General features: G+C 37.3%; 23 protein-coding genes, 1 tRNA gene and 1 pseudogene. 18 read left to right on the forward strand and 7 right to left on the reverse strand.

What is annotated here, in order from left to right; translation table 11 throughout:
• The first annotated feature begins 81 nt into the window (after positions 1–81).
• On the forward strand, positions 82–1,215 hold the full coding sequence (locus NQZ71_RS10460) for a glycoside hydrolase family 88/105 protein (RefSeq protein ID WP_260054559.1): 1,134 nt from the start codon (positions 82–84) through the stop codon (positions 1,213–1,215).
• An 8-nt stretch (positions 1,216–1,223) separates the two neighbouring features.
• Complete coding sequence (uxaC, locus tag NQZ71_RS10465; protein WP_317010560.1) at positions 1,224–2,636, forward strand: glucuronate isomerase; 1,413 nt, start codon at positions 1,224–1,226, stop codon at positions 2,634–2,636.
• 65 nt (positions 2,637–2,701) lie between these two features.
• Here uxaC and NQZ71_RS10470 read toward each other — a convergent pair whose 3' ends face one another.
• Together NQZ71_RS10470 and NQZ71_RS10475 are read right to left on the reverse strand one after the other, a co-directional pair.
• A complete protein-coding gene (locus NQZ71_RS10470; RefSeq protein WP_317010561.1) occupies positions 2,702–3,466 on the reverse strand; it encodes an IclR family transcriptional regulator in 765 nt (254 codons plus the stop codon).
• A 55-nt stretch (positions 3,467–3,521) separates the two neighbouring features.
• On the reverse strand, positions 3,522–4,364 hold the full coding sequence (locus NQZ71_RS10475) for a sugar phosphate isomerase/epimerase family protein (RefSeq protein ID WP_144453225.1): 843 nt from the start codon (positions 4,362–4,364) through the stop codon (positions 3,522–3,524).
• Between the two features lie 161 nt (positions 4,365–4,525).
• On the opposite strand from NQZ71_RS10475, the gene NQZ71_RS10480 reads away from it, so the two are divergent.
• From NQZ71_RS10480 to NQZ71_RS10505, 6 genes are all read left to right on the forward strand, one after another.
• The gene (locus tag NQZ71_RS10480) at positions 4,526–5,179 is read left to right on the forward strand and encodes a bifunctional 4-hydroxy-2-oxoglutarate aldolase/2-dehydro-3-deoxy-phosphogluconate aldolase (protein ID WP_317010562.1); all 654 of its coding nucleotides are present in this window, start codon (positions 4,526–4,528) and stop codon (positions 5,177–5,179) included.
• Positions 5,176–6,189, forward strand: coding sequence for a sugar kinase (locus NQZ71_RS10485; protein WP_317010563.1), 1,014 nt, complete (start codon positions 5,176–5,178; stop codon positions 6,187–6,189). The genes NQZ71_RS10480 and NQZ71_RS10485 overlap by 4 nt, the downstream gene beginning before the upstream one ends.
• A gap of 31 nt (positions 6,190–6,220) precedes the next feature.
• Positions 6,221–7,060: a 5-dehydro-4-deoxy-D-glucuronate isomerase gene (gene kduI / locus NQZ71_RS10490; protein ID WP_144453231.1), complete on the forward strand. Its 840-nt coding sequence runs from the start codon at positions 6,221–6,223 to the stop codon at positions 7,058–7,060.
• A 36-nt stretch (positions 7,061–7,096) separates the two neighbouring features.
• Positions 7,097–7,879 (forward strand): 2-dehydro-3-deoxy-D-gluconate 5-dehydrogenase KduD, encoded by a 783-nt coding sequence (gene kduD / locus NQZ71_RS10495; RefSeq protein ID WP_144453423.1) that lies wholly within the window; start codon positions 7,097–7,099, stop codon positions 7,877–7,879.
• 244 nt (positions 7,880–8,123) lie between these two features.
• Positions 8,124–8,780 (forward strand): MtnX-like HAD-IB family phosphatase, encoded by a 657-nt coding sequence (locus NQZ71_RS10500; protein WP_317010565.1) that lies wholly within the window; start codon positions 8,124–8,126, stop codon positions 8,778–8,780.
• 150 nt (positions 8,781–8,930) lie between these two features.
• A complete protein-coding gene (locus NQZ71_RS10505) occupies positions 8,931–9,089 on the forward strand; it encodes a hypothetical protein (protein WP_317010566.1) in 159 nt (52 codons plus the stop codon).
• On the opposite strand, the gene NQZ71_RS10510 is transcribed toward NQZ71_RS10505, so the two are convergent.
• A complete protein-coding gene (locus NQZ71_RS10510; RefSeq protein ID WP_275007865.1) occupies positions 9,086–9,856 on the reverse strand; it encodes a serine/threonine protein kinase in 771 nt (256 codons plus the stop codon). The two genes, NQZ71_RS10505 and NQZ71_RS10510, sit on opposite strands and share 4 nt — an antisense overlap.
• 122 nt (positions 9,857–9,978) lie before the next feature.
• On the opposite strand from NQZ71_RS10510, the gene NQZ71_RS10515 reads away from it, so the two are divergent.
• The 3 genes from NQZ71_RS10515 (at position 9,979) to NQZ71_RS10525 (ending at position 12,134) form a co-directional block, all read left to right on the forward strand.
• A complete protein-coding gene (locus NQZ71_RS10515; RefSeq protein ID WP_317010567.1) occupies positions 9,979–10,302 on the forward strand; it encodes a hypothetical protein in 324 nt (107 codons plus the stop codon).
• A 271-nt stretch (positions 10,303–10,573) separates the two neighbouring features.
• Positions 10,574–11,923, forward strand: coding sequence for an amino acid permease (locus NQZ71_RS10520; RefSeq protein ID WP_144453241.1), 1,350 nt, complete (start codon positions 10,574–10,576; stop codon positions 11,921–11,923).
• Positions 11,924–12,062: 139 nt separating this feature from the next.
• Positions 12,063–12,134, forward strand: a tRNA-Val gene (locus NQZ71_RS10525).
• A gap of 481 nt (positions 12,135–12,615) precedes the next feature.
• On the opposite strand, the gene NQZ71_RS10530 is transcribed toward NQZ71_RS10525, so the two are convergent.
• Complete coding sequence (locus NQZ71_RS10530) at positions 12,616–13,455, reverse strand: Cof-type HAD-IIB family hydrolase (protein ID WP_144453243.1); 840 nt, start codon at positions 13,453–13,455, stop codon at positions 12,616–12,618.
• Between the two features lie 170 nt (positions 13,456–13,625).
• Here NQZ71_RS10530 and NQZ71_RS10535 point away from each other — a divergent pair, with 170 nt between their 5' ends.
• The 4 genes and pseudogenes from NQZ71_RS10535 (at position 13,626) to NQZ71_RS10550 (ending at position 16,551) form a co-directional block, all read left to right on the forward strand.
• Entirely contained in the window at positions 13,626–14,525 is a 900-nt protein-coding gene (locus NQZ71_RS10535; RefSeq protein WP_317010568.1) for an AraC family transcriptional regulator, read from the forward strand.
• A 155-nt stretch (positions 14,526–14,680) separates the two neighbouring features.
• A pseudogene (locus NQZ71_RS10540) lies at positions 14,681–15,214 on the forward strand (sugar O-acetyltransferase); the annotation flags it as partial.
• A gap of 168 nt (positions 15,215–15,382) precedes the next feature.
• A complete protein-coding gene (locus NQZ71_RS10545) occupies positions 15,383–16,090 on the forward strand; it encodes a GntR family transcriptional regulator (RefSeq protein WP_260055445.1) in 708 nt (235 codons plus the stop codon).
• 188 nt (positions 16,091–16,278) lie between these two features.
• Positions 16,279–16,551 (forward strand): HPr family phosphocarrier protein, encoded by a 273-nt coding sequence (locus NQZ71_RS10550; protein ID WP_260055446.1) that lies wholly within the window; start codon positions 16,279–16,281, stop codon positions 16,549–16,551.
• A 168-nt stretch (positions 16,552–16,719) separates the two neighbouring features.
• Here the strand turns inward: NQZ71_RS10550 and NQZ71_RS10555 are convergent, their stop codons facing one another.
• The 3 genes from NQZ71_RS10555 to NQZ71_RS10565 form a co-directional block, all read right to left on the reverse strand.
• Positions 16,720–17,904, reverse strand: coding sequence for an MFS transporter (locus NQZ71_RS10555; protein WP_144453252.1), 1,185 nt, complete (start codon positions 17,902–17,904; stop codon positions 16,720–16,722).
• A gap of 490 nt (positions 17,905–18,394) precedes the next feature.
• Entirely contained in the window at positions 18,395–18,760 is a 366-nt protein-coding gene (locus tag NQZ71_RS10560) for a winged helix-turn-helix transcriptional regulator (protein WP_144453254.1), read from the reverse strand.
• A 151-nt stretch (positions 18,761–18,911) separates the two neighbouring features.
• Positions 18,912–19,727, reverse strand: a complete 816-nt coding sequence (locus NQZ71_RS10565) for an AraC family transcriptional regulator (RefSeq protein ID WP_275007854.1) — start codon at positions 19,725–19,727, stop codon at positions 18,912–18,914.
• Positions 19,728–19,985: 258 nt separating this feature from the next.
• Between NQZ71_RS10565 and NQZ71_RS10570 the strand changes: the two genes are divergently transcribed.
• The 3 genes from NQZ71_RS10570 to NQZ71_RS10580 all read left to right on the forward strand — a co-directional run bounded on the left by NQZ71_RS10570 (position 19,986) and on the right by NQZ71_RS10580 (position 23,944).
• Positions 19,986–21,944, forward strand: coding sequence for a primary-amine oxidase (locus tag NQZ71_RS10570; protein ID WP_317010570.1), 1,959 nt, complete (start codon positions 19,986–19,988; stop codon positions 21,942–21,944).
• A 61-nt stretch (positions 21,945–22,005) separates the two neighbouring features.
• On the forward strand, positions 22,006–22,575 hold the full coding sequence (locus NQZ71_RS10575) for a hypothetical protein (RefSeq protein ID WP_260055451.1): 570 nt from the start codon (positions 22,006–22,008) through the stop codon (positions 22,573–22,575).
• Positions 22,576–22,684: 109 nt separating this feature from the next.
• Positions 22,685–23,944 carry an ammonium transporter gene (locus NQZ71_RS10580; RefSeq protein ID WP_275008098.1) on the forward strand — a complete coding sequence of 420 codons (1,260 nt, stop codon included), beginning with the start codon at positions 22,685–22,687 and terminating at the stop codon, positions 23,942–23,944.
• The last annotated feature ends 52 nt before the right edge of the window (positions 23,945–23,996 follow it).

Here is a 23,996-nt window from a genome sequence, read left to right on the forward strand (position 1 = left end):
TGTAAACCCTTACACTTATTCATATAAATGTTAACGTGAACATTTCAGCGGATGTATAAATAACTTTTCGAGGTGATAAAATTGGAAAAAGTATTTGAAAAGAAGCAGACGTATAACAACTGGGGGGCAAAAGCTGCCAAAAGCGTGATGGAAAGAAAGCCGAATATCAATCCGAGAATGAGGTGGGAATATGAGGATGGCGTTGTCCTTGAAGGCATGTACCTATTATGGAAACAAACTGGTGACAGGGAGTATTTGGATTATATAAGAAGAAATCTAGACTTATTCGTTGATGGGGTTGGCAATATACCGAAGTACAGCTTACAGGAATTTAATATTGACCATGTAAATAACGGCAAAATTTTGATTGATCTGTATAACGAAACAAAAGATGAAAGGTATAAAAAGGCTGTTGATTTGTTGAGAGAACAGCTTCGTCGACATCCACGTACTATGGAAGGCTCATTTTGGCATAAACAAATTTATCCTTACCAAGTATGGCTTGACGGTTTGTATATGGGATCTGTGTTTTACGGAAAGTACATCCATACTTACGGCGAAGAGGAGAATTGGGATGACGTAATCAATCAATTTTTACTTTGTGAAAAGAATACGAAGGATGATAAAACGGGATTATTACATCATGCCTATGATGAAACGAGAGAGCAGCCATGGGCTGATAAGGAAACAGGACTTTCACAGCACTTTTGGGGACGCTCTGTTGGCTGGTTTGCGATGGCACTTGTAGATGTTCTCGACTATTTGGACGGAAATGAACAGAAACAAAGATTAATAGTGATGCTAAAGGATGTACTGGAAGCGGTTATGAAATTCCAGGATAAAGAGACGGCACTATGGTATCAAATTCTTGACCAAGGAACTAGAAAAGGAAATTACCTTGAATCTTCCTGTAGCTGCATGTTTCTTTATGCCATTGCCAAAGGTGTGCGCAAAGGTTATTTAGAGGAAGCATGGTATGAGATTGCTGAAAAAATATATGAAGGAATCCTTGATGAATTTATAACAGAAACAAAGGAAGGTTATATCAATGTTAATAAAATCTGCTATGTCGGCGGACTTGGGGGTGCAGATAAGCGTGATGGCACCTTCACTTATTATATAAGTGAACCAATTGTAACAAATGACCATAAAGGCTTAGGACCATTTATTTTGGCAAGTGCAGAAATGGAATGGCTTAATAAAGGGAGAAGGTAGGGAAAAACATGAAGCGATTTATGGATGAAGAAACGTTTCTGCTAAACAATGAAACTGCTAAACTACTTTATCATGACTATGCAAGCAATCTTCCAATTATAGATTATCATTGCCATTTGGACCCGCAAGCAATCGCAGAGAATAGAGGCTTTGAGAGTATAACAGAAATATGGCTAGCTGGTGACCATTATAAATGGCGTGCAATGCGTACATTCGGAATAGAAGAAGCGTTTATAACAGGAAATAGGACAGATGAGGAAAAGTTCCAGGCTTGGGCGAAGACCTTGCCGTATACAATTGGTAATCCGCTTCTCCATTGGTCTGCGATGGAAATGAAAAAATACTTTGGTGTGGAAGAACAGCTCTCAAGCGACAATTGGCGGGACATTTATGATGTTTGTAACAGACAAATCAAAAGCGAAGGCTTCCATGTCCAAAAGCTCATAACAGATTCGAATGTGGAGTGGATTTGTACAACAGATGACCCAACGGATGTGTTGCAACATCATAAAGCTATTGCTGGCAGTGCTTTTTCTACATCTGTTACCCCAACGTTTAGGCCGGATCGGCTGTTAAGAATTGACAGAGAAGACTATAACGAATATATAGATCATTTAGGGGAAGCTGTGGGCTTTTCGATAGACAATTTCCCACTGCTTGTCGATGCAATTATGATGCGGATGGATTATTTTCATGCAAACGGCTGCTTTATTTCTGATCATGCCTTTACAAGCATTCCATTTGCAAGAGCAACAGACAAAGAGCTGTCTGCCATATTTACTAAAAGACGTGCAAATATTTTGCTGTCAGAGCATGAAGTGGAGCAATATACGACAGAGCTGCTGCTTTTACTTGGACGGAAATATGCAGAACTAGGCTGGACTATGCAGCTCCATATAGGTGCAGCAAGAGATCCTAACACAAGAATGCTGCAAAAGCTTGGATCTGATTCTGGCTTTGACTTTATTGGTGACTGGAACTATGGGGAGAAGCTTGCCTTGTTTATGAATGAGTTGGAATATGAGGATAAACTTCCGAGAACAATTCTTTATAATTTAAATGCAGTTCATAATGACATGCTGGCAACATTGGCAGGTTCTTTTCAGAAGGAAGGTATTAAAGGGAAAGTTCAGTTTGGAACTGCCTGGTGGTTTAATGATCAGAAGGATGGCATGGAGAAACAGCTTAGCTCCCTTTCTAATTTTGGGCTGCTTAGCACATTCGTCGGTATGCTGACAGATTCCCGCTCCTTCCTGTCCTATCCTAGACATGATTATTTCAGACGGATTTTGTGTAATCTTATCGGCACATGGGTGGAATCAGGGGAAGCACCTAATGATAAAAAGCTTCTCGGAAAAATAGTGCAAGACATTTCTTATAACAATGCATTTGAATACTTTAGGCTAGGCGAGAGAAAATAGAAGCAATAGGAAACGAAAGCTCTTGCTGATATTAGCAAGAGCTTTCGTTTTTTTGTATTGCTTCCTTATAAGGAAGCAATAATATCTTTTTTTATCTTTTCTTGGCAGCTTTGAACAGCTTTAATCACCTTTTGCTCAAACTCCTCTGATACTCTGTATTTTGGGGTACTGACACTGATGGCACCATAGTTTTTTTCATTGATTGATATGGAGGCACCTATACAAAATACTTCCTCTTCATGTTCACAATTATCATTGGCATAACCAAGGCTTCTGATGCTTGCAATTTCCTTGCGAAAGCCAGCTTTTGTTGTAATGGTGTTTTCTGTCATTTTAACCAAATTATTTTTTTCAAGGTATTCTTCGACCTCGTCATCGCCGCGTTCAGCAAGGACCGCTTTTCCCATTGCAGAACAATAAATGGGAATACTTTTGCCGACTTTTGAATAAAGGCAAATCGGGTTTTTGCTTTCAATTTTGGCAATATACACGATATTTGTTTTATCCTGGATACCAAGGTGAACAGTTTCGCCTGTTTCTGCTTGTAATGCTTCAAGATGAGGCTGGGCAATCTCTTTTATATCAAGATGCTGTATGGCTCTATTGGCATATTTAATAATTGTCGGACCAAGAGAGAACTTTTTTAATTCTGTGTCTTTTTGAACGTATCCAATGTAATTTAGTGTTTCCAGTATCTTTAACGCAGTAGAATTCGTTAATTCGGTTTCTTTTGCGATTGTGTACAATGCTTGCGGCTCCTGACAGTCTGCCAAGTAGGCTAATATTCTGTCTGCTTTCAGCAAAACAGTTCCATATAGTTGTTTTTCCATTGACTTCCTTCCTTTTTCACGCGGAAAGGGAAAAATTCACTCCCTTCCATCAGCTTTAGTTGATACTATTGTACACGTTTCTTATGAAATCCGCACTTTCCTTGATATGAGGTTCTGTGGTCGATTCCATCAAATAATACATAAAAGGCTTCTTTTTCTTGAAGCATGTAAACAGCTTTTTATAGTCAAGCTGTCCTTTTCCTACAGGAACCGTCATTATTTTGTTGTCTTCTATCATAAAATCTTTTAAGTGGACAATGGCAATTCTGTCGCCAAACAGCTCGGCAGATTCCAAAAAGAGTTTTTCCTGGTCATGATAGTTATCAAGTGTGATGAAGTTAACAGGATCATAGATAACTTGCAGGTTATTAGAATCGACAATATCCAATAATCTCTTCATATGAAATGGAGTGTGGATAGGGTGGTTAATGCCACCTTCAATTCCGACGATAACCCCAAACTTTTCAGCTTCAGCAACAAGCTCTTTTACACTAACTGAAACTCTTTGAAACGCTTCTTCGGTGAAGTTTTCCTCCGTGTATTCCATTACTTCCAGAATATTGCCAGTTTCAGTTCCGACAATACTGCAATTGAAATCTCGTGCATATCTTACATGCTCTTTAAATCTTGTTAATTCTTGCTGCCGAATTTCAGGATTAGGATGAATCATATTAATATAACAGCCTAGCACCGCAATTTGTATGCCAGCTTGGTTGAAGGCTCCACTAATGTGGGAAGCGAGGCCTGTGGAAAGGCTGCCGTTTCGTATGTTCAATGAAGGGAATGATTTTGCGAGAGCTAATTGGACAGCAGAAAATCCTTTATTGGCAGCTTCATTTGCCAATTCTTCCAGTGAATGGCTAGTTAAATCATGCGCTCTAATACCTAAATTAATCATTTTCCTTTTCCTCCCTTAAATGGCGAAATTAATTTTAATTAGCAAAAATTTGTTTTTTCTTGAATTCGTTTTCAATAGAAGCTATAATGAACTTGTGTTTCCAAATAATAAATGGAGTTTCCTTATAAGAAATTATATAACGTTATTTTCGGAGGTGCAAGATGAATAAAGCAAATACTTTGAAAAAAGTGACAGATTGTGGGGTTGTTGCAGTAATCCGGGCAACCACACCTGAAGAAGCCGTTAAAACATCTCAAGCATGTGTTGAGGGAGGAATCACCGGGATTGAAGTAACCTTCACAGTGCAAAATGCAGAAAAGGCTATTAAGGAGCTGGTAGAAAGCTACCAAAACTCAAACGATGTTGTCATTGGAGCAGGAACAGTGTTGGATGCTCATACAGCAAGGCTTGCTATTATGGCAGGTGCCCAGTTTATTGTCAGTCCATGTTTTGACAAGGAAACTGCTAAACTATGTAACTTGTATCAAATTCCGTATATGCCAGGATGTATGACGGTGACAGAAATGAAACAGGCCCTTGAATATGGTGCCGATATAATCAAGCTCTTTCCTGGAAGCGCCTTTGGACCTGATTATGTAAAGGCTGTGAAAGCACCACTTCCACATGTGAACATTATGCCAACTGGTGGTGTAAGCCTGGAAAATATTCATGAATGGATTGGGAACGGCTGTGCAGCTGTTGGTGTAGGCGGCAACTTGGTAGCACCAGCTAGTGTGGGCAATTTTGAGCAAGTTACCGCCTATGCGAGGCAGTATGTAGAAAAAGTAAAGGAAGCTAGAGGCAAATCTTCATGAAAAAGGTTGTCACATTTGGAGAGATTATGCTGAGGCTTTCTACTAATCAAGGCGAGCGTCTTCGTACAGCAAACACTCTTCACATGCATTATGGAGGCGGAGAAGCAAATGTCGCCATTGCCCTTGCCGGATACGGATATCATACATATTTTGTCAGCAAAGTACCGGATAATCCGCTAGGTAAAGGTGTATGTCGGCATCTTAATGGAAACGGTGTATCAACAGACTTTCTGCTCACAGGCGGTCAACGATTAGGAACCTATTATTTGGAAAATGGCAGTGGTGAGCGCAGTCCGCATGTGACATATGACCGAAAATACTCTAGTTTTTCTGAAATCACAAGTGATGAGTTAAATTTTGAAGCAATCTTTAAAGATGCTGACATTTTTCATATTTCCGGTATTACATTAGCATTATCAGAAAGTTTAAGAGAATTGGTTTTGCAGGCTGTTAAAACGGCAAAAAGGCTTGGGGTCCAAGTAAGCTTTGATTTTAACTACAGAGCAACATTATGGAGTCAAGAAGAGGCTGCAGCAGCAATTAAGCCAATATTGCCATATGTGGATATTTGTTCATGCGGGGAACTGGATGCTATTCATCTGCTTAGTATCCCTAAGGCAAGAAGTGAATGGGATAAACAGGAAAGGCTTGTCTATTATTACGAGAAAATGCAGGAGATGTATCCAAATATTGCTGTAATGGCATCTACCTTCCGCACAGTGCATTCAGCCTCCCACAATGAGCTGCAAGGAAACTTGTATATGGACGGCAAACTTTATCAATCGAAAGTGCATGATATTAAGCCAATAATCGATAGGGTTGGTGGAGGGGATGCATTTGCGTCAGGAATTTTATGCGGTCTTTTAGAAGAACAAGCACCAGCCGAAATCGTTGCATTCGCAACAGCAGCATCCGCATTAAAGCATACGATTTACGGAGATTGCAGTCAATTCACCAAACAAGAAATCACTAGATTTATAGAAGCAGGATCAGGGCGGATTTCCCGCTGACAATTATAGAAAAATAAAGGAGCGATTTAAAATGACAGAATTAGCTACTCGTTATGCCATCCATCCTGAGGACATGAAAAAATATACGACAGATGAACTGAGAAATCATTTCCTTGTTGACACAATTTTTGAACCAGGCTATGTCCACCTTACTTATACGCATAATGATCGAATGATTTTTGGTGGTGTAACACCAGCGCAAAACGAACTGACAATTACCTTAGATAAGGAATTAGGTGTTGAATATTTCTTAGAACGTAGAGAACTGGGAATTATCAATATTGGCGGAGATGGTTCTGTCATTTTAGATGGAGAAGTATATGGCATGCAAAAAAGAGATGGTTTGTATGTTGGGAAAGGAACAAAGGAAGTAATATTCCGTTCAGAAAATCCAGAAAATCCGGCGAAGTTTTATATCAACTCAACCCCTGCACATCATCAATATCCAACTGTGAAAATTGACATAAATAAAATTGAGCCACTTCAAGCTGGAGAGCCTGGAACACTTAATGAACGAAGAATTTATCAATATGTTCATCCGAATGTGTGTGAAAGCTGTCAGCTGCAAATGGGCTTGACGATGCTGTCACCGGGAAGCGTTTGGAATACGATGCCATGCCATACACATGAAAGACGCATGGAAGTATATTTGTACTTTGATATGGAACCAGAAACTCGCGTATTCCACTTTATGGGGCAGCCGGCTGAAACTAGACATTTAGTAATGAGTAATGAGCAAGCAGCCATTTCACCAAGCTGGTCAATCCATACAGGGACTGCGACAAATAATTATACTTTCATTTGGGGCATGTGCGGAGAAAATATTACGTATACAGATATGGATCATGTGAAAATGGAAGACTTGCGCTAATAATACGAATCTAGTAAAAAAAGGAGGAATATAATGATGACTACACAATTTGATCAATTTTCTTTAGATTTCTTTAAACTAGATGGACAGGTCGCCATCGTAACTGGCGGAAATTCAGGGTTAGGACAAGGGTATGCGGTGGCACTTGCTAAAGCGGGTGCAGATGTCTTTATTGTCACTCATGATGATAATTGGAGTGAAACGAAAGAGCTGATTGAGAAGGAAGGCAAAACAGTTGTTTTTCATCAAGCCGATTTGACTGACAGGAACCAAGCAAAAGCAGCAATTACAGCCTGTCAGGAAGCCTTTGGAAAAATCGATGTTTTAGTCAATAATGCAGGAACAATCAGACGTGCTCCATTACTTGAGTATAAAGAGGACGATTGGGATGCTGTTATGGATATTAATTTGAACGCTGTTTATTTTTTAAGCCAAGCTGTTGCGAGAATCATGAAGGAACAAGGAAATGGTAAAATCATTAATGTTGCCTCCATGCTTGCATTCCAAGGCGGCAAGTTTGTTCCGCCATACACAGCAAGTAAGCATGGAGTTGCAGGGATTACGAAGGCATTTGCCAATGAACTGGCTGAATATAATATTCAGATAAATGCTATTGCTCCAGGCTATATTAAAACAGCAAATACAGCACCAATTCGAGCCGATGAAAAGCGCAATGCGGAAATACTTTCCCGTATCCCCGCAAATCGTTGGGCAGATCCAGCTGATTTAATGGGAGTAATCGTATTTTTAGCAAGTAAGGCCTCTGACTATATGAACGGTCATATTTTAGCAGTTGATGGTGGCTGGTTAGCAAGATAAAAATGAGAGAATAACCGCTATTCACTATAAATTAGTGAATAGCTTTTTATTATTTATATTCACTAAAAAGGAATTTGTAAGCGTGTTAAAGAATATTTGTAAGGATATCTTTTCCTAGTAAAACTTACTAATAAGAAGAAAAGAGGCTGAATTTATAAGTAGTTTGGATTAAAAAAGTAGTTTTATAGGAACTAAACAGATGGTACGAACATTAATAATTTAGAATTAGGAAGGACGACAAATAATGAAAAAATGGGCATTTGTATCTGACTTTGATGGAACCATTTCCAAAAAGGACTTTTATTGGATTGTAATTGAACGCTATTTTCCAGAAGGCAAGGAGCTGTATAAAGAGTGGAAAAACGGAAGCATCAAGGATATTGACTTTTTAAGTACAGTATTTGGAGCTATCCATCAGGAGGAGGACCAAATAATTCGTGATGTACATGGGATTCCAATTGATGAATATGTGCCTGCCTTCGTTAAAGCTGTCCAGCAAAGTGGTGGCGATTTCTACATTCTTAGTGCTGGAACAGATTATTACATAAAGCATATTATAGAAAAGTACAAGCTGGAAAACGTTGTCGTTCTTTCCAATGAAGGAGTATTCAAAGACAAAAATATTCAGTTAAATATAAATAAGGAAGACTGGAAATATTCAGAGCGGTATGGCATTGACAAGGCAATCGTCATCCAAAAGCTAAAGGAGGAATATGAGAAAGTCTACTTTGCTGGTGACAGTGAACCGGATTCTCACCCAGCAGCATTTGCGGACATAACCTTTGCAAGGGATGTGTTAAAGGATTTGCTGGCAGAAAAAAATATCGACTATATCCCATTTGAATCCTTCCGCGAAATAGAAGAACAGCTTATAAAAAATGGGCAGATCTCCGCGGAATAATACATGAAAGTTAAGGTAATGTAAAGATATTGTTAATATCATGTATTTAAGGTGTAAATACAATATGATGGAATTAGCAAAGTTTCAAAGGGGGTGAGCAATTGTTTAAAAAAATAATTCGTAAAGTACAACAACTTACAGGAAGCCACAGTGATCGTCACAAGCATAGAAAGTACAGCAGCAGTCGCCGTAGTCGCAAGTATTATGGTAGCAGCAGTTCTGGCAAAAGGAGTCATGACAGATACGGTGGCAGCCATCGTTATAAACGAAAAAGCTATAGCATCAGCTGACAAAAAAACTCTTGCTTAAATTAGCAAGAGTTTTTTTATGGCATTTTCAATATCATAACGAATGCTTTGGATTTCTTGATAGCCCTTATCAATACCAAGCAGTTTCTTAATAATATTTGTAGTTTCCTCATTTAGTTCAAGCTCCGTAAGCCAGCTGCCCTTCCTTTTTCTTTTACCTGTATATGTGGAATACAGCAAATAGAGGAGGCATTCTCCAATATCAAAAAAATCATCCTTTTTAAGCACTTCTGCTTCTTTTGGGTCGGAAGCGTGCTTTGCGAGTCCATAATCGATTAAATAAAGATTATTTCCCTTTATAAGAATATTTGGCGGCCGGATATCATGATGATAAATATGCTTATCATGCAAATAAGCAAGTGCATCTAAAAGCTTTTGAATCAGTTTTAAAGCATCTATTTCAGAAAACGTCTGTTTTTCGTAAAAAAGCACATCCTCTATATTTACCCCGTCAATATACTCCATTACGTAAAAGACCTCTTTATCTGATTCAATTGTATCAATTAGCCTTGGAATTTGATGGTGATTTAATGAGGAAATCAACTTGATTTCTTGCAGGAAACGCTGTTTTTCCTTTTTTTTCAATGCCTTGCTTGGACGCAGCTGTTTGGCGACATATTGCTTATTTGTATCAATATGTGTGCATCTGTAAATCATGCCGTAACCACCCATACCGACACATTTTTCTATTCTATAAGAATTTCCAAGAAGTTCGCCCTTTTGCAAGGGTTGATCATAAATCCACCTGAGAAGAATTTTCCAAATCATTCATCCACATCCTAAGTTAACTCTTTAGAATATTGTAGCAAATAAACAGACATTACTGGTACTGGAAAGTGCTATACGACGTGCATTTAAAAATAGAGGAATAGGTCTACATTGGCGTTAATATGATACATAAAAGGGAGAATGAAGGTGATAAATTGGACAGTCATTTCATATTTACTCAATTTCTTTTTTATGGGATCCTCTTTGCAGCATTATTTTTCTCTTGGAAAATCGGCAAGTACTTTCTGAAAACGAAAGGAATAGTGATTGCTGCAGTTGCATCCATATTGTCAAGTATATGTTTTCTAGTGATATGTGGAGCTATTTGGTATCAAACTGTACCCGATTTATTCGGCAAAGGAGTCATCCTTTTAATTTATATTGGTCTGCTTGCTGCAGGGAATGGAGTGGTTATCCGTTTTTTGCTGTACAAAAGATCCAAGTGAAAAGGAGCATTTTCTCTATTTTTAGAGGAAATGCTTTTTTAATGGTAAGCATCGATTTTTTTGGAAGAAAAAAGCCATGTGCAACGGAAAAAATATATGCTATAATTTTTCTTTTATGTATAATAGAAAATGTGGGAAAATTCTAACAAAGAAGTACTTCAAACATGATCAGCGCAATTTTTTATGGTCATGTAAAAACAATCATGCTAATAAAAATAGTAGAGTAGTGATTGATTGCTAACATCATAGAAAGAGAGTGTGAAGAATAATCATGCAAGAGCAAAAGTTAGCGAGAGGATTAAAGAACAGACATGTTCAGCTGATCGCAATCGGTGGTGCGATCGGAACAGGATTATTTCTTGGTTCAGGAAAATCGATTCATCTTGCAGGTCCATCCATATTATTTGCCTATTTGATTACGGGCATCATTTGTTTTTTAATTATGCGGGCTTTAGGTGAATTGCTTCTTTCCAATATGCAATATCATTCATTTGTGGACTTTGTCCAAGATTATCTTGGCAATATGGCTGCATTTGTTACAGGCTGGACGTACTGGTTTTGCTGGATAACTATCGCTATGGCTGATTTAACGGCTGTCGGATTGTATACACAGTACTGGTTGCCGAATGTACCGCAATGGGTGCCAGGGCTAATTTTACTGGTTATCCTTTTATGTATGAACCTTGCAACAGTAAAACTTTTCGGAGAGATGGAGTTTTGGTTTGCACTAATTAAAGTCATTGCTATTCTAGCTTTGATTGTAGTAGGTTTATTCATGATATTTAAAGGTATTACAACAGATGCAGGAACTGCAAGTTTTTCTAACCTGTGGAGTCATGGGGGAATGTTCCCGAACGGTATGAATGGATTTATCCTTTCCTTCCAAATGGTCGTATTTGCCTTTGTTGGCATTGAGCTAGTCGGTCTTACTGCAGGCGAAACGGAAAAACCTGAGGTTGTACTGCCAAAAGCAATCAACAGCATTCCTATAAGAATATTAATATTCTATATCGGCGCATTGCTTGTTATCATGGGAATTTATCCATGGAATGCCATTAATCCTGCTGAAAGTCCATTTGTACAAGTATTCTTGACAGTTGGTATTCTTGCAGCAGCAGGTGTAGTCAATTTTGTTGTGTTAACATCTGCAGCATCTGCATGTAACAGTGCGATTTTTAGTACAAGCAGAATGGTGTTCTCATTAGCGAAAAATGACAATGCACCCGCGCCAATGACTAAATTGACGAAGAGACGTGTACCAGCAAATGCGCTTTATTTCTCATTAGTTGTTATATTAATTGCAGTTGTGCTGAATTATATTATGCCAGAGGATGTATTTACACTTATTACAAGTATTTCAACTGTGTGCTTCCTATTCATATGGGCAATAATCGTTATTTGCCATTTGAAATATAAAAAACAAAAACCAGAATTGGCGAAAAACAACCCATTCAAAATGCCGCTTTATCCGGCTGCCAACTACATTATTTTAGCGTTTTTGGCATTCATCCTAGTTGTTTTAGGATTTGCAGAGGATACTAGAGTTGCATTGTTTGTAACACCAGTTTGGTTCATTTTACTAATTGTCATCTATCAATTCCGCAAGAAAGTCGTTCAATAAAAAGTGGAAAAGGCAGCTACCAGGCTGTCTTTTTCTTTTGTTTACGAAACCTTTACAAAAAGAAAAAAATACCTTGACGCTAAGACAAGCATCCGTTATTATAATTACATCAAGTAAGCGAATATATTACATAAAATATGATCCGATAGTTCAGCGGGAGAATACATCCTTGACAGGGATGGGGTCGGGGGTTCGAATCCCTCTCGGATCATCAAGAAAAGGTCACTTTCCAAGAGAAAGTGGTTTTTTTTTATGCCTTGATACTGCAATAAAAAGACTTAATTTATATGCCCATTTTACGTTTGAACAACATAATTGTCATATGGAACATAAGTATATAAGTCTAATTAAAAAAAATATTTAATGTGATTGATTAATAGTTTGGTTTCTTTGAAAAACAATAATTAAAAATCTTAGTGGAATGGAGCGGAGGCTACTCGACTCCTGCGGGATATAGAGGGAAAGATGAGACCCCGCAGGCGAAGACGAGGAGGCTCATCTTCCTCCCCGCGGAAAGCGAGAGGACGAGCGCGCAATGAAATGAACTAATTTTTAAAGCCATACTCTATTTTATATTTTCATGCTACATTGTCTCAAAGTTAGATATAATATTATTTGTGTTTAGATAGGTTAATTTTGTTTTGTCCCATCCTCTTTGCATTTATATGATTAGTAGGTAAAGTAATAGGCAGTTAGTTAAAATATTTACTTAATGTATATGCAATTCCGTCTTCTTCATTTGAGCGAGTCACTTCATCCGCAACAGCTTTTAAATCGTCTACTGCATTAGCCATAGCTACACCAATACCAGCATATTCGACCATTGTAGCGTCATTATGCCCATCTCCAAAGGCAATCATTTCTTCCCTTTTGTAACCTCTAGGGATAAGGACTGTATCCAACGCTTTTGCTTTATCTATTCCTTGAGCTGTAAATTCAAAGTAAAAGGGTGCCGTAAACACACAATTTAATTTATCTTTAAAAGGCTCCATCATTTCTTTATAATGCTGCTGAAGATAATCAGGAGATCCTGCAGTTAGGATTTTATTTAGTGGATAGTCAGCAAAAGCAGCTAAATCTTCTATTTCACATAAATTAAATTTACCGCCGCGGGATTCATATTTTATGATGTTAAGAGGATTTCCATTATAATCTATCTCATTGTTAAACACATCATTGACAAACATATAGTTATCTTTATCAATCATCGGAATAACTTCAAACTTTTTCATATGCTCAAGCACTTCTTGACCTTCGTCCACACTCATCGTTTCATTAAATAATACTTCATCTGTTTCACAATCCACCACTTTAGAACCATTAAAAGAAACTAAAAGTCCATGATGCTTTTCCATTTCTAATTCTTTTGCAATATCCCTTAGTCCAGATGTTGGTCTTCCTGATGCTAGAACTAAAATGGCCCCAGCTTTTTGCGCCTTTACTAAGACCTCTTTTGTTTTAGCAGTAATTACTTTTTCATTATTAGTTAACGTACCATCTACATCCATAATAATTACTTTAATATCATTCATATTGGGATCCTCCCTTATTTTTACAGTTAGTAACTATGAATTTCTACAATATCGTATACTTCATTTTTTTGAATTTCTTTCCTAATCCTAATTTTATAACAATTAATCTTGCATTATCCATCAAAATTGGGTTTAATATTATCAAAATCGTATAATTTGGGAGGATGTACATGAATTCGGCATTAGAGATTTTTTCAGATGCATCAGAAAGATTAAATTATAATATACCAGGTTTTCCGTTATATGCTCGAAAAGGAAGGCTGCATTATTTTGATAAATATGCAGCCCCAAGTCATTGGCATTCAGATTTAGAGTTTATCGTCGTGCTAGATGGTTCGATGGAATATTTTGTGAATGGTCGAACGGTGTGTGTGGAAAAGGGTGACGGAATCTTTGTGAATAGTAAACGGATACATTATGGCTATTCTAATACTATGAATGATTGCCATTTTATTGTTGTTGTTATTCATCCAGCCTTGCTTGGGGAGCATACTCAAGCAGGAAAGGTTTACCTTGAGGAAAAGTTCGGATCAAATACGGAGGATTACTTATTATTAACTGAAAGTTTTTCATGGCAACGAGAAGCACTGAATTCATTAAATGACATTTACCAAGAAATGCAACAAAACCAAAACCCGCTACGATTAATGGCACAAGTCATGGCACTATGTGCAAATATCGGTGATCATATCAAACAAACTCCCAAGAATTATCTTGATGACAATTCTTGGGAGACAGTATGGAAAATGACTACTTTCATACATGAGCATTGTGAGGATAAAATAACACTTGATGACATCGCATTAGCCGGTAATGTTTGTAGAAGTATTTGCTGTAATTTGTTCAATAAATTTATAGAACAAACCCCAAATAATTATTTAATCGGCTATCGAATTCAAAAAAGCTGTGAAATGCTGAAAGAAACAAATAGATCAATCAGTGAAATAGCAATTGCATGTGGGTTTCAAAGCGGCAGCTATTTTTCGTATACATTTCGGAGGAAAATGGGCTATGGGCCACAGGACTATCGCAAGCAAATTACTATTGTTACTCCTGATTCTACCTGCTAAAAAGTCAGCTAGTGCAACTTTTTTAAGAGTAACGAGAAAAGTTTAATAATATACGATTTTGAAAGAAAGATAGGAGATTTTGATAGAAGAGAGAGAAATAAACAGATACAATTTTTAATAGGATAACTATTGAAGCATAAAAGGAGACATAGTAAATGACAATGAGAGACAGAATTCATTCAGGGAAGTTATTTACCGACAATTGTGAGGGATTACCTGAAGATAGGATGCAAGCAAAAAGAAGAATGAAGGAATTTAATGCTACAGGACCAGAGGCTATTGATAAGCGAGTTCGACTTATGGAAGAAATTTTTGCTAAAAAAACAAATGCGTGGATAGAACCACCATTTTATTTTTGCTATGGCACAAATATTGAAATTGGTGACGGTACTTATATAAATTTTAACTGTAATTTTGTTGACGATACGAAAATTATCATTGGAAAAAATGTTTTGTTTGGCCCTGCCATAACTATTGCTACTGTTGGTCATCCAATTAACCCTAATTACAGAGAGTATATGTATGCTGATCCAGTTAAAATTGAAGATAATTGCTGGATTGGAGCTGGCAGTACGATATGTCCAGGAGTAACCATTGGCGAAAACAGTGTTATTGGAGCTGGCAGTGTAGTGACAAAGGATATTCCGGCTAACTCAGTTGCTGTAGGGAATCCTTGCAGAGTAATTCGTACAATTAATGAACATGATATGGAATATTACTATAAGGACAGAAAAATAACGCAAGAGGATTTAGCTGAGGAAGCAAGCTTAAGAGCAAAGAAGCCAGTCGTAAAAAAAATAATTTTCCCATTACAAAACAATACCCATTTTAATCGTTGTTAAGAGTGAGGATTACCTATGTTAAAATATCAAAAAATCGCCTTGGAAATGGCAAGACATATAACTGAAAATTTACAACAAAAAGACAAGCTTCCAGTCATAGAAACGTTAATTAGTCATTATAATGTTAGTAAAAGCACCATCATAAAAGCGCTTAAGGTATTGGAGGATAAAGGAATCATTTATATGGTGCGAGGAAGTGGGATTTTTGTAAGAGGTGAAGGTAGAAAGGGATATTATAATCTTTTGGGAGTAAATGAGCTTCAGGAGGATGCTAATGATAACCGTTATGATTTGTTGAACATAATGGAAATAGAACTAATATGTGCATTACCTGAAGTTACAACAGCTCTTGGATTGGAAAAAAACGCAAAGGTGTATTCTGTAAAGTATGTTTATTATCTGGATAAGCAAGTAACATGTTTGGAGCAAGTTTTTTTAAATCAGAAGATAATATCCAATCTGGACGAAGAAATAGCTCTCAAGCCGATTTTGAAGTATATCAAGGACGTTCTCGGAATAAAAATGGGGTTTCCAGATATTTATGTCAATGTGGATAAACTGAATGCGGAAGAAGCCAGTTTTTTCGGACTAAATGCAGGAGATCCAATGCTGTGTAAAGAAATTATTTATCATCTTGCAAATGGCCAGCCATTTTGTTATTCAAGAGCTGTTTTTCATTACAAACAAGCTAAGTTTTTCCTTAAAGTAAATAGTCCTAACTAAATTAATGGACTAAGCTATTATCATAAGAAGTTACTAAATGAATAAGACTCACTTATTAAAGTTTTTTAATAAGTGGCAGCAAAAATAAATAGATATGTGCCTATACAATCTCTTTTCTTTTTTAGGGGGACACAGTTGAATTTGATGATTTACGAGAAATAATTGAATGGTTGTTTGAGGTGCAAATTATGCTGAAAAGTCAGGTTATTGTTAAGCTTAAAAGAGGACTACAAGCAAGAAACACGGTGAAATTTTTTGTTATTGCTGCTTCATTTGAGTGTGAAATCCATATTATTCATAATGGAGTTACTTGTGGAATTAATTTAATGGATATTATGAATTTAAATGTTTTAGAGGAAGACGAAATAATGATAGTTGCTAATGGGAGGGATGAAATATATGCTATTTCAGCATTGAAGCAATTTTTAAGTGAAGGACAAAGTGATGTTCCTTTAAAATAGAGGTTTGAGAACATTTTAAAAAACCAAAAAAAACTGTAATAAAAAAGTGAATTTACCTAATTACTTGTTAAACAAAGAAGCGGTTCTCGATAGGAAGAACCGCTTCTATCCTTCTAAGCTCCCCTTAAAAAAGCAAGGCACTACTTCCTAAATCCTCTACTTGTTTAGCTACAACACGTTTCTCTTAAGTAATATTCTTTTTTCCTTCCGAGAGGAAACCAAGGAGATGAAAAAGGCAGTAAAACAAGTTCCAGCCAGAAATATAAATGCTGCCTTCATAGATAAATGCTCATAAATACTGCCACTGATAATAGGAAAAGTAGTCATACCAACAGCATAGACAGCCTGGAAGAAGCCCATCGCTGTAGAGCGCTTTTGCATTGGGACCGATTGGAGTGCCTCGGAAGTTATAAGTGAAAACAATATACCAGTACCCACACCTGGAATTAGTTGTAAAAGACAAACAATCAAGATGGAACTAGATTGAGGAACTAATAGACAGTAGATGCCTAGTAATAAAAAGCTAGAATAAATCCACTGTTTTTTCGTAAGCAACTCAAGGAATTTAGTTGAAGCAAGCTTGGCAAAGAAAACGGCAGAGAGCATATAGATGATGGATGAAAACCCAATTTCCATATTTGTAGCGCCAAGTTCCTTAATTATTTGGTTTGTAAAAGACATGGTTGTAGACATTTGCACACCCTGCTGTACTAGTGCTAAACACGAATAAAGCAAAAGGTTTTTATCTTTAATAACCTGTAATAACTCGATTACACGTATGTTAGGTCGTTTTTCCGGTTTTGTTGTCTGAAGGAAAAAGGAAAGGAGACAGGCTATAAGTCCAGCTCCTAAACTGAAGGCACAAATTACCATCATGCCGACAATATCATACAAAAAGGTGCTAGTGACAAAGCCGAGTAACATCCCTGTGTTATTAGCCATAATAATTTTACTGGTTGCACGAGTTTGATCTGCCTTTTTAAAAAAGCTCATATACAATATCATAAAGGAGATCCAGGTTGCACTGGCAGTACCTGATAATATATTTGCCATTAAAAAGCCAACCTCATCAGGTAACAAAATTCGCATGAAGGAAGCAGCACCAGCTAAAAAGGCTCCCAAAATAATAAAAAATTTATGATTGCTGCTAAGATCAGCAAGTACACCTACAGGCAATCGAAGCAGAAGCTGGGAAATACCATATGCACCAATAATAGCACCAACTAAATTACTAGAAATATGTGCTAAAAGTAAATAGGTGGTTTGATAGGGGACATATACATATTGAGCGAACCAAAAAAACGCCACAATCCATAAAACAAGCGATGCTTGCCTTTTTTGTACAGTTTGCATTTTCCAATAGCTCCTTTCGGATATATTTATCTAGTAAGTAGAATAAGTCTAAAGAGGATGATTTCGGCATAATACGAAAGCGTTTTCTTTACCGTTTTTTTGAGCACGGTGTTAAGTAAGTGTTTCCATATGTATAAGGGTAGACGAAAAAGAATGAATGTTCAATCATTTCATACTTTAATGCAGTATAATATTCTAAGTTGGAAATTAGTACATGTTAATTTTTTTCTATTTAATAATTACAAAGAAGAGTCATTATTCTAAAATGTCACAAGTAAAATAGAAATTCGAAAGATGGATGTGGTTATTTCTGTTGTAGAAAGTGGTTTTTGTATATTACGGAGAGAAGGCTCAAAAGGTCATTGGACAAATGATGTTTTGAGCCTATCTTTATGATTGGAATGACATTTGTAAAAGCTTTTACAAGACTGAAATTAATATAGTATAAGTGTTACTGCATTCCCCCCTAAAGCCAAGCCTAATAGGTGTATCACTGAACTCCATTCAAGTATGGCAACTGATTTTCAAGATTTACTCTCTTATAGTTTCTTCCCCATTCATGCATTTCCTCTAGTATCGGCATAACGCTTTCTCCAAGTTTAGTAAGTGAATACTCTACTTTAGGAGGAACAACTGGATAAACTTCACGATGAATGATAGAGGCTTCTTCTAGTTCTCTTAATTGATTTACAAGCATTCGATGAGTTATTGCAGGAATTAATTTTTTTAGCTCGCCAAAACGTTTGGTCCCTTCTTTTCCTAAGTGCCATAGAATTGGTATTTTCCATTTGCCGCTAATGATGGAAAGTGTAAGTTCCTTTTCACAATTAAACTTCTTTTCACGTAGATGACTCATTTTTCCCTCCTCTAGAAAGCTTGATGTCTTAATTATAGTAATCTTGTGAAAAAAGGATTGTAAAAAAACAACATAACTGTCGCTTAGCTTAAAAACCATTCTGTTGTCAGACACTGGAACTCTAATAAAGAGTGGTTTATTTATGACCATGTCAAATATTCGTGAAAATCTTTTTATATTGTTTAGGTGTTAACTGGATAAATTTTTTAAAGCCTTTAATGAAGTGTGCTTGGTCGTAGTAGCCGTTCTCATAGATAATATTCAGCAAATTTTCCTCACGGCTGTCTAAGTACATATCAAGTGTATTTTGGAAGCGGACGATTTGGCAAAATTGCTTAGGCGAAAAGCCGATATAAGCTTCAAACTTCCTGCGTATATGCTGTTCTGAAAAGCCAACTGCAGTTGATAAGTCATGTATATTAATTGTGCCACTAGACAAATAAATTTGATCAATTGCAAAACGAACCATGCTTTGATCTTTTGTTAACTCCATCTGACGTTGTTGCAGATAATCTCCAAACAATTTTATTTTTTCGCTAAAGTTTTCACCAGACATGATTAATTCTATTAATGGCTCGACATCATTCATAACGTCAGTTAACGGAATTTGTTGTGCAAGCAGGAGAATCATTGCTTCATTTAAACGGAAAATACTTTGTTCCGGAAAAAAACGAATGCCGAAGTACTGACAGTTCTTTCGAAAGTCTGGTTGCTTCGTACGATAGAAAGGGCTAGTCCAAAGGTATGCTGAGGGATTGGCAGTATCACAGCAAAATAGAATATCAAAACATCCATCTGGAATAAGTGATAAAAACGTATAGGTATCTGCATTCGTAGTGAATTGATAAAACAGGGCTATGTTTTGGCTATACCATCCACCAGCAGGTTTAAGCTCTTGATAAAGGTGCGTGTTTTGCTTAATTTCTGGTTGAGAAGGAAAATACTTGTAATTTACTAATGTTTCCAATTTAGGGCTCCTTTCTTTATTGAAAATGGATATGATTTAACCTAATTACAATTAGTTAATTGAATAATTTGAATATACGGAAAATAATAACAACATAATCATGTTAAATACAGTTTCTTGTCAGAAGACCTAACATATAAAAATAATCATAGTTCGTTTTTTACAATAAATTCATAAAAAAACTAGCTATTCTAAACATGTAGTTAAGTTAAGCAAAACCACATCCACTAAAATTCAGCAAATTCTGGAGGTAATTTAATGAAAGCATCTGAAGTGAAAGTAAAGGCAGCAACACATCCTTTAGAGCCGTTAACAGCAGAGGAAATTACAAAGGCAGTAGCTATTTTAAAAGAAACAAATAATTTAACTGAGTCTGTACGGTTTGCTCAAGTGGTTTTAAATGAACCTGAAAAAGATGTCGTGTTGTCTTTTAAAGAAGGAGATTTGTTTGAAAGGGAAGTTTTTATTATTTTATTAGAGCCAGAAATAAATGAAACGTACGAAGCTGTAGTTTCCTTGACAAAGGAGCAAGTAATTTCCTTTGAAAATATTCCCGATGTTCGACCTGGTTTTATTCTTGATGAATTTGAAGCAGTCGAAGAATTAGTGAGAAATGATTCTGATTACCAAGCAGCTCTTATAAAACGGGGGATTACTGATCCTAGATTAGTCATGATTGATCCATGGTCGTCTGGTTACTTTAATATCCCAGAAGATGAAGGGAAGCGTCTTGTTCGTGCATTAGCGTGGGTTAGGCCGGCTGAAGGAGAGAATGGCTATGCTTTTCCGATTACAGGTCTAATCCCTGTCGTTGATGTAAATAAAATGGAGATTATTCGCATCGAAGACTACGGGGTGAAACCAATTTCGCCAACAGATGGTGCTTATACTCCTGAAGAGGCTAAGAGCTATGCTATTATTACTCGTCAAGACGTAAAAGCATTGGATATCATCCAGCCTGATGGGCCAAGTTTCGATATTGATGGACATCATATTAAGTGGCAAAAATGGAATATTCGGTTTGGTTTTACACCAAGAGAAGGGCTTGTTCTTCATACTGTCGGATATGAGGATAAAGGGAAGGTTCGTCCGATACTTTTCCGTGCGGCCTTATCTGAAATGGTGGTACCTTACAGTGATACAAACCCGGCACACAATTGGCAAAACGCATTTGATGCAGGAGAATATGGCATTGGTCAGCTCGCCAATTCATTAGAGCTAGGGTGTGACTGTGTCGGCTTTATTAAGTATTTTGATGCAGTGATGTCAAATAGCAAAGGAGATCCATTTATCGTGAAAAATGCTGTTTGCTTGCATGAAGAGGATTATGGGGTCGCATGGAAGCATACCGATTGGCGAACAAACAGTGTCGAGGTTAGGCGTTCTCGTCGCTTAGTTCTTTCTTTTTTTGCAACAGTTGCGAATTATGATTACGGATTCTTCTGGTCCTTCTATCCTGATGGAACGATTGAGTGTGAAGTCAAATTGACTGGTATTTTAAATGTAGGTGCACTAGATGTTGGCGAAACTCCTAAATACGGAACAGAGGTTGCACCACAAGTGAATGCACCATATCACCAGCATTTCTTTAATTTCCGAATTGATCCAATTTTGGATGGTGTGAAGAACTCTCTTGTTGAATCATACACAGTCGCAGAAAAGGCAGGTCCAGAAAATCCTAATAATAATGCCTTTTATACAATAGCAAATGCCTTTAAAACAGAAACAGAATCAGTCAGTAATATTGATTTGGCTACCCAAAAAACATGGAAAATCGTCAATCCGAATTCAAAAAACTACTTGGGTCAGCAAGTTGGTTATAAGCTTGTCACTGGTGAAAATTGTTTCCCGTTCGCAACAGATGAAGCTAGTGTCATTAAACGGGCAGGCTTTATTAAAAATCATCTTCATGTTACAAAATACGATCGTGACCAAATGTATGCGTCTGGAAAATACCCGAACCAATCAAAGGGTGGAGATAGCTTAGAGCATTATGTTAAGGCTGACCGGAACATTGAGAACGAGGACATTGTTGTCTGGTATACAATGGGACACCACCATATAACGAGACCAGAGGACTGGCCAGTTATGCCAACAGCGTATCAAAGCTTTCAATTAAAACCAAATGGATTTTTTGACCGTAACCCAGCACTTGATTTGCCACGGCCAAAAGCAAAAGCTTCCTGCAGTACAAATAATGATTCCACTTGCCATTAACAAAGGAAACGGGAGCTTGGCTTTTAACCAACTCCCGCATTATAACAAATGAGGTGAAGACATGTTAATTATTATTAGCTCCGCATTCATCGTTGCTTACACGATCCTTTTTAGTATATACACAGCCTCCAAAAAACACCTTGTCAGTGCTTCTACAGGAAAGTGTATTTCCATGGGCGTAGGGATGGTAAGCAGTACGATGATTGGTCTCATGCTTTCAATATTAATTCCAGGCGAATTAGCGTATACCACTATCTTGTCCATATTCATCAGCAGTGTTTGTAGCTATTTTACAGGAAAGCATTTTGGTATTAATGGAATGATCGAAACATTATCAGCAAGCTTTATGGGAGCGATGATGGGAGCCATGCTTGGAGATATGACCCCAGCAAACAGGCAAACCTTTATCATTGTGGCAATGGATATCATCTATTTATTATCGATATTATCCTTACTATTTACCATTAATAAAGAGGCTGTTAAACAGGATGCGATGCAAAAAACAAAATTAACTCCCATTTTTGTAAGTATGATTCTCTCTATTTCCGTACTTGGTATTGCTGTAATAATGGAAGCAAATGCAAAGGCTGCAGATGATGCTCCCGAAATGAATCATCAACATCAGCATTAAATTTAATTAATCAAAGGGGGGATTGGTGTTGTCCAAAAAACTATTCATCCTGCTTTTTTTCTTACTTACTCTTGTGCCAATTAATACATTAGCAGCAACAGAACCGGTAATCGATTCAGGTGATACAACCTGGATGCTTGTTGCAACAGCGATTGTTATCTTTATGCATGTTCCAGGATTAGCTCTTTTTTATGGAGGACTTGTGAGTGATCGCAATGTTGTCTCCACAATGATGCACAGCTTTGTTAGCCTGTTAGTTATCACACTAGTGTGGGTGTTATGGGGTTATACGTTAAGCTTCGGAACAGATAATGGCGGACTTATCGGTGGCTTGGAATACTTAGGATTTAATGGGGTTGGTGGAGAAGCTGCGTTTGGGACTTATACGATTCCGCATTATACGTTTGCTATCTTCCAATGTGCCTTTGCAGCTATTACCGTTGCGATTATTTCTGGGGGGATTGCTGGGCGAATCTCTTTCCCTGCATGGATTCTCTTCAGTGTTTTATGGATTACCTTTATTTATGCACCGATGGCTCATTGGGTTTGGGGAGGCGGCTGGTTAGCTCAGCTTGGCGAACTTGACTTTGCTGGCGGAACTGTTGTTCATATTCTATCTGGAGTCAGTGCGCTTACTGCCGCTATCATCATTGGACCTAGATATGAACATTTGAAGAAGAAAAACAATCCACATAATATCGTTCTATTTTTAATTGGTGCTGCAACATTATGGTTTGGTTGGTTCGGCTTTAATGCAGGCAGCGCACTGGGCGCAAATGAGGTAACGGCACTTGCCTTTGCAAATACCCAAGTCGCGGCCTCTGCTGGCGGGTTGAGTTGGCTTTTAATTGAATGGAAAGTGCGCAAACGGCCAACCTTAGTCGGCACAGCCACAGGAGCAATTGCTGGTCTAGTTGGAATTACACCAGCAGCAGGGTTTGTAACAGTTCTATCTGCCATCATTATCGGTGTACTTGCTGCACCGGTTAGCTATTATGGAATTAACTTTATTAAAGAAAAATTCCGATATGATGATACATTAGATGCGTTTGGTGTACATGGTTTAGCTGGAATTTGGGGATCAATTGCAACAGGAATTTTCGCGACAACAAGTGTAAATGCAGCAGGCAATGACGGCTTGCTTTACGGGAATCCTAGCCTGATTCTCCACCAAGTTACAGGTGTGGCAACAGCATTAATTCTTGGTGTAGTTGGTACATTTCTTATCCTAAAAATAGTGAAATTATTTGTGCCTTTACGTGTTACAGAAGAAGAAGAATTAATGGGATTGGACATTAGTCTCCATGAAGAAAGAGCCTATAACTCAACAAGTGAGTCTATAGACATGAATGACTCACATGTATCATAAATAATATAATACAAAATCTGTGACAAGCATCATTTAGACGCTTGTTTTTTCT

Source organism: Niallia taxi (assembly GCF_032818155.1).
Lineage (GTDB): Bacteria > Bacillota > Bacilli > Bacillales > Cytobacillaceae > Niallia > Niallia taxi_A.

What these genes read in the sequence shown, in the direction of transcription:
- uxaC (WP_317010560.1), top strand. Translation starts at nt 1,224, where the DNA reads ATGAAGCGATTTATGGATGAAGAAACGTTTCTGCTAAACAATGAAACT.
- NQZ71_RS10470 (WP_317010561.1), bottom strand. Translation starts at nt 3,466, where the DNA reads ATGGAAAAACAACTATATGGAACTGTTTTGCTGAAAGCAGACAGAATA.
- NQZ71_RS10475 (WP_144453225.1), bottom strand. Translation starts at nt 4,364, where the DNA reads ATGATTAATTTAGGTATTAGAGCGCATGATTTAACTAGCCATTCACTG.
- NQZ71_RS10480 (WP_317010562.1), top strand. Translation starts at nt 4,526, where the DNA reads ATGAATAAAGCAAATACTTTGAAAAAAGTGACAGATTGTGGGGTTGTT.
- NQZ71_RS10485 (WP_317010563.1), top strand. Translation starts at nt 5,176, where the DNA reads ATGAAAAAGGTTGTCACATTTGGAGAGATTATGCTGAGGCTTTCTACT.
- kduI (WP_144453231.1), top strand. Translation starts at nt 6,221, where the DNA reads ATGACAGAATTAGCTACTCGTTATGCCATCCATCCTGAGGACATGAAA.
- kduD (WP_144453423.1), top strand. Translation starts at nt 7,097, where the DNA reads ATGACTACACAATTTGATCAATTTTCTTTAGATTTCTTTAAACTAGAT.
- NQZ71_RS10500 (WP_317010565.1), top strand. Translation starts at nt 8,124, where the DNA reads ATGAAAAAATGGGCATTTGTATCTGACTTTGATGGAACCATTTCCAAA.
- NQZ71_RS10510 (WP_275007865.1), bottom strand. Translation starts at nt 9,856, where the DNA reads ATGATTTGGAAAATTCTTCTCAGGTGGATTTATGATCAACCCTTGCAA.
- NQZ71_RS10515 (WP_317010567.1), top strand. Translation starts at nt 9,979, where the DNA reads ATGATACATAAAAGGGAGAATGAAGGTGATAAATTGGACAGTCATTTC.
- NQZ71_RS10520 (WP_144453241.1), top strand. Translation starts at nt 10,574, where the DNA reads ATGCAAGAGCAAAAGTTAGCGAGAGGATTAAAGAACAGACATGTTCAG.
- NQZ71_RS10530 (WP_144453243.1), bottom strand. Translation starts at nt 13,455, where the DNA reads ATGAATGATATTAAAGTAATTATTATGGATGTAGATGGTACGTTAACT.
- NQZ71_RS10535 (WP_317010568.1), top strand. Translation starts at nt 13,626, where the DNA reads ATGAATTCGGCATTAGAGATTTTTTCAGATGCATCAGAAAGATTAAAT.
- NQZ71_RS10545 (WP_260055445.1), top strand. Translation starts at nt 15,383, where the DNA reads ATGTTAAAATATCAAAAAATCGCCTTGGAAATGGCAAGACATATAACT.
- NQZ71_RS10550 (WP_260055446.1), top strand. Translation starts at nt 16,279, where the DNA reads ATGCTGAAAAGTCAGGTTATTGTTAAGCTTAAAAGAGGACTACAAGCA.
- NQZ71_RS10555 (WP_144453252.1), bottom strand. Translation starts at nt 17,904, where the DNA reads ATGCAAACTGTACAAAAAAGGCAAGCATCGCTTGTTTTATGGATTGTG.
- NQZ71_RS10560 (WP_144453254.1), bottom strand. Translation starts at nt 18,760, where the DNA reads ATGAGTCATCTACGTGAAAAGAAGTTTAATTGTGAAAAGGAACTTACA.
- NQZ71_RS10570 (WP_317010570.1), top strand. Translation starts at nt 19,986, where the DNA reads ATGAAAGCATCTGAAGTGAAAGTAAAGGCAGCAACACATCCTTTAGAG.
- NQZ71_RS10575 (WP_260055451.1), top strand. Translation starts at nt 22,006, where the DNA reads ATGTTAATTATTATTAGCTCCGCATTCATCGTTGCTTACACGATCCTT.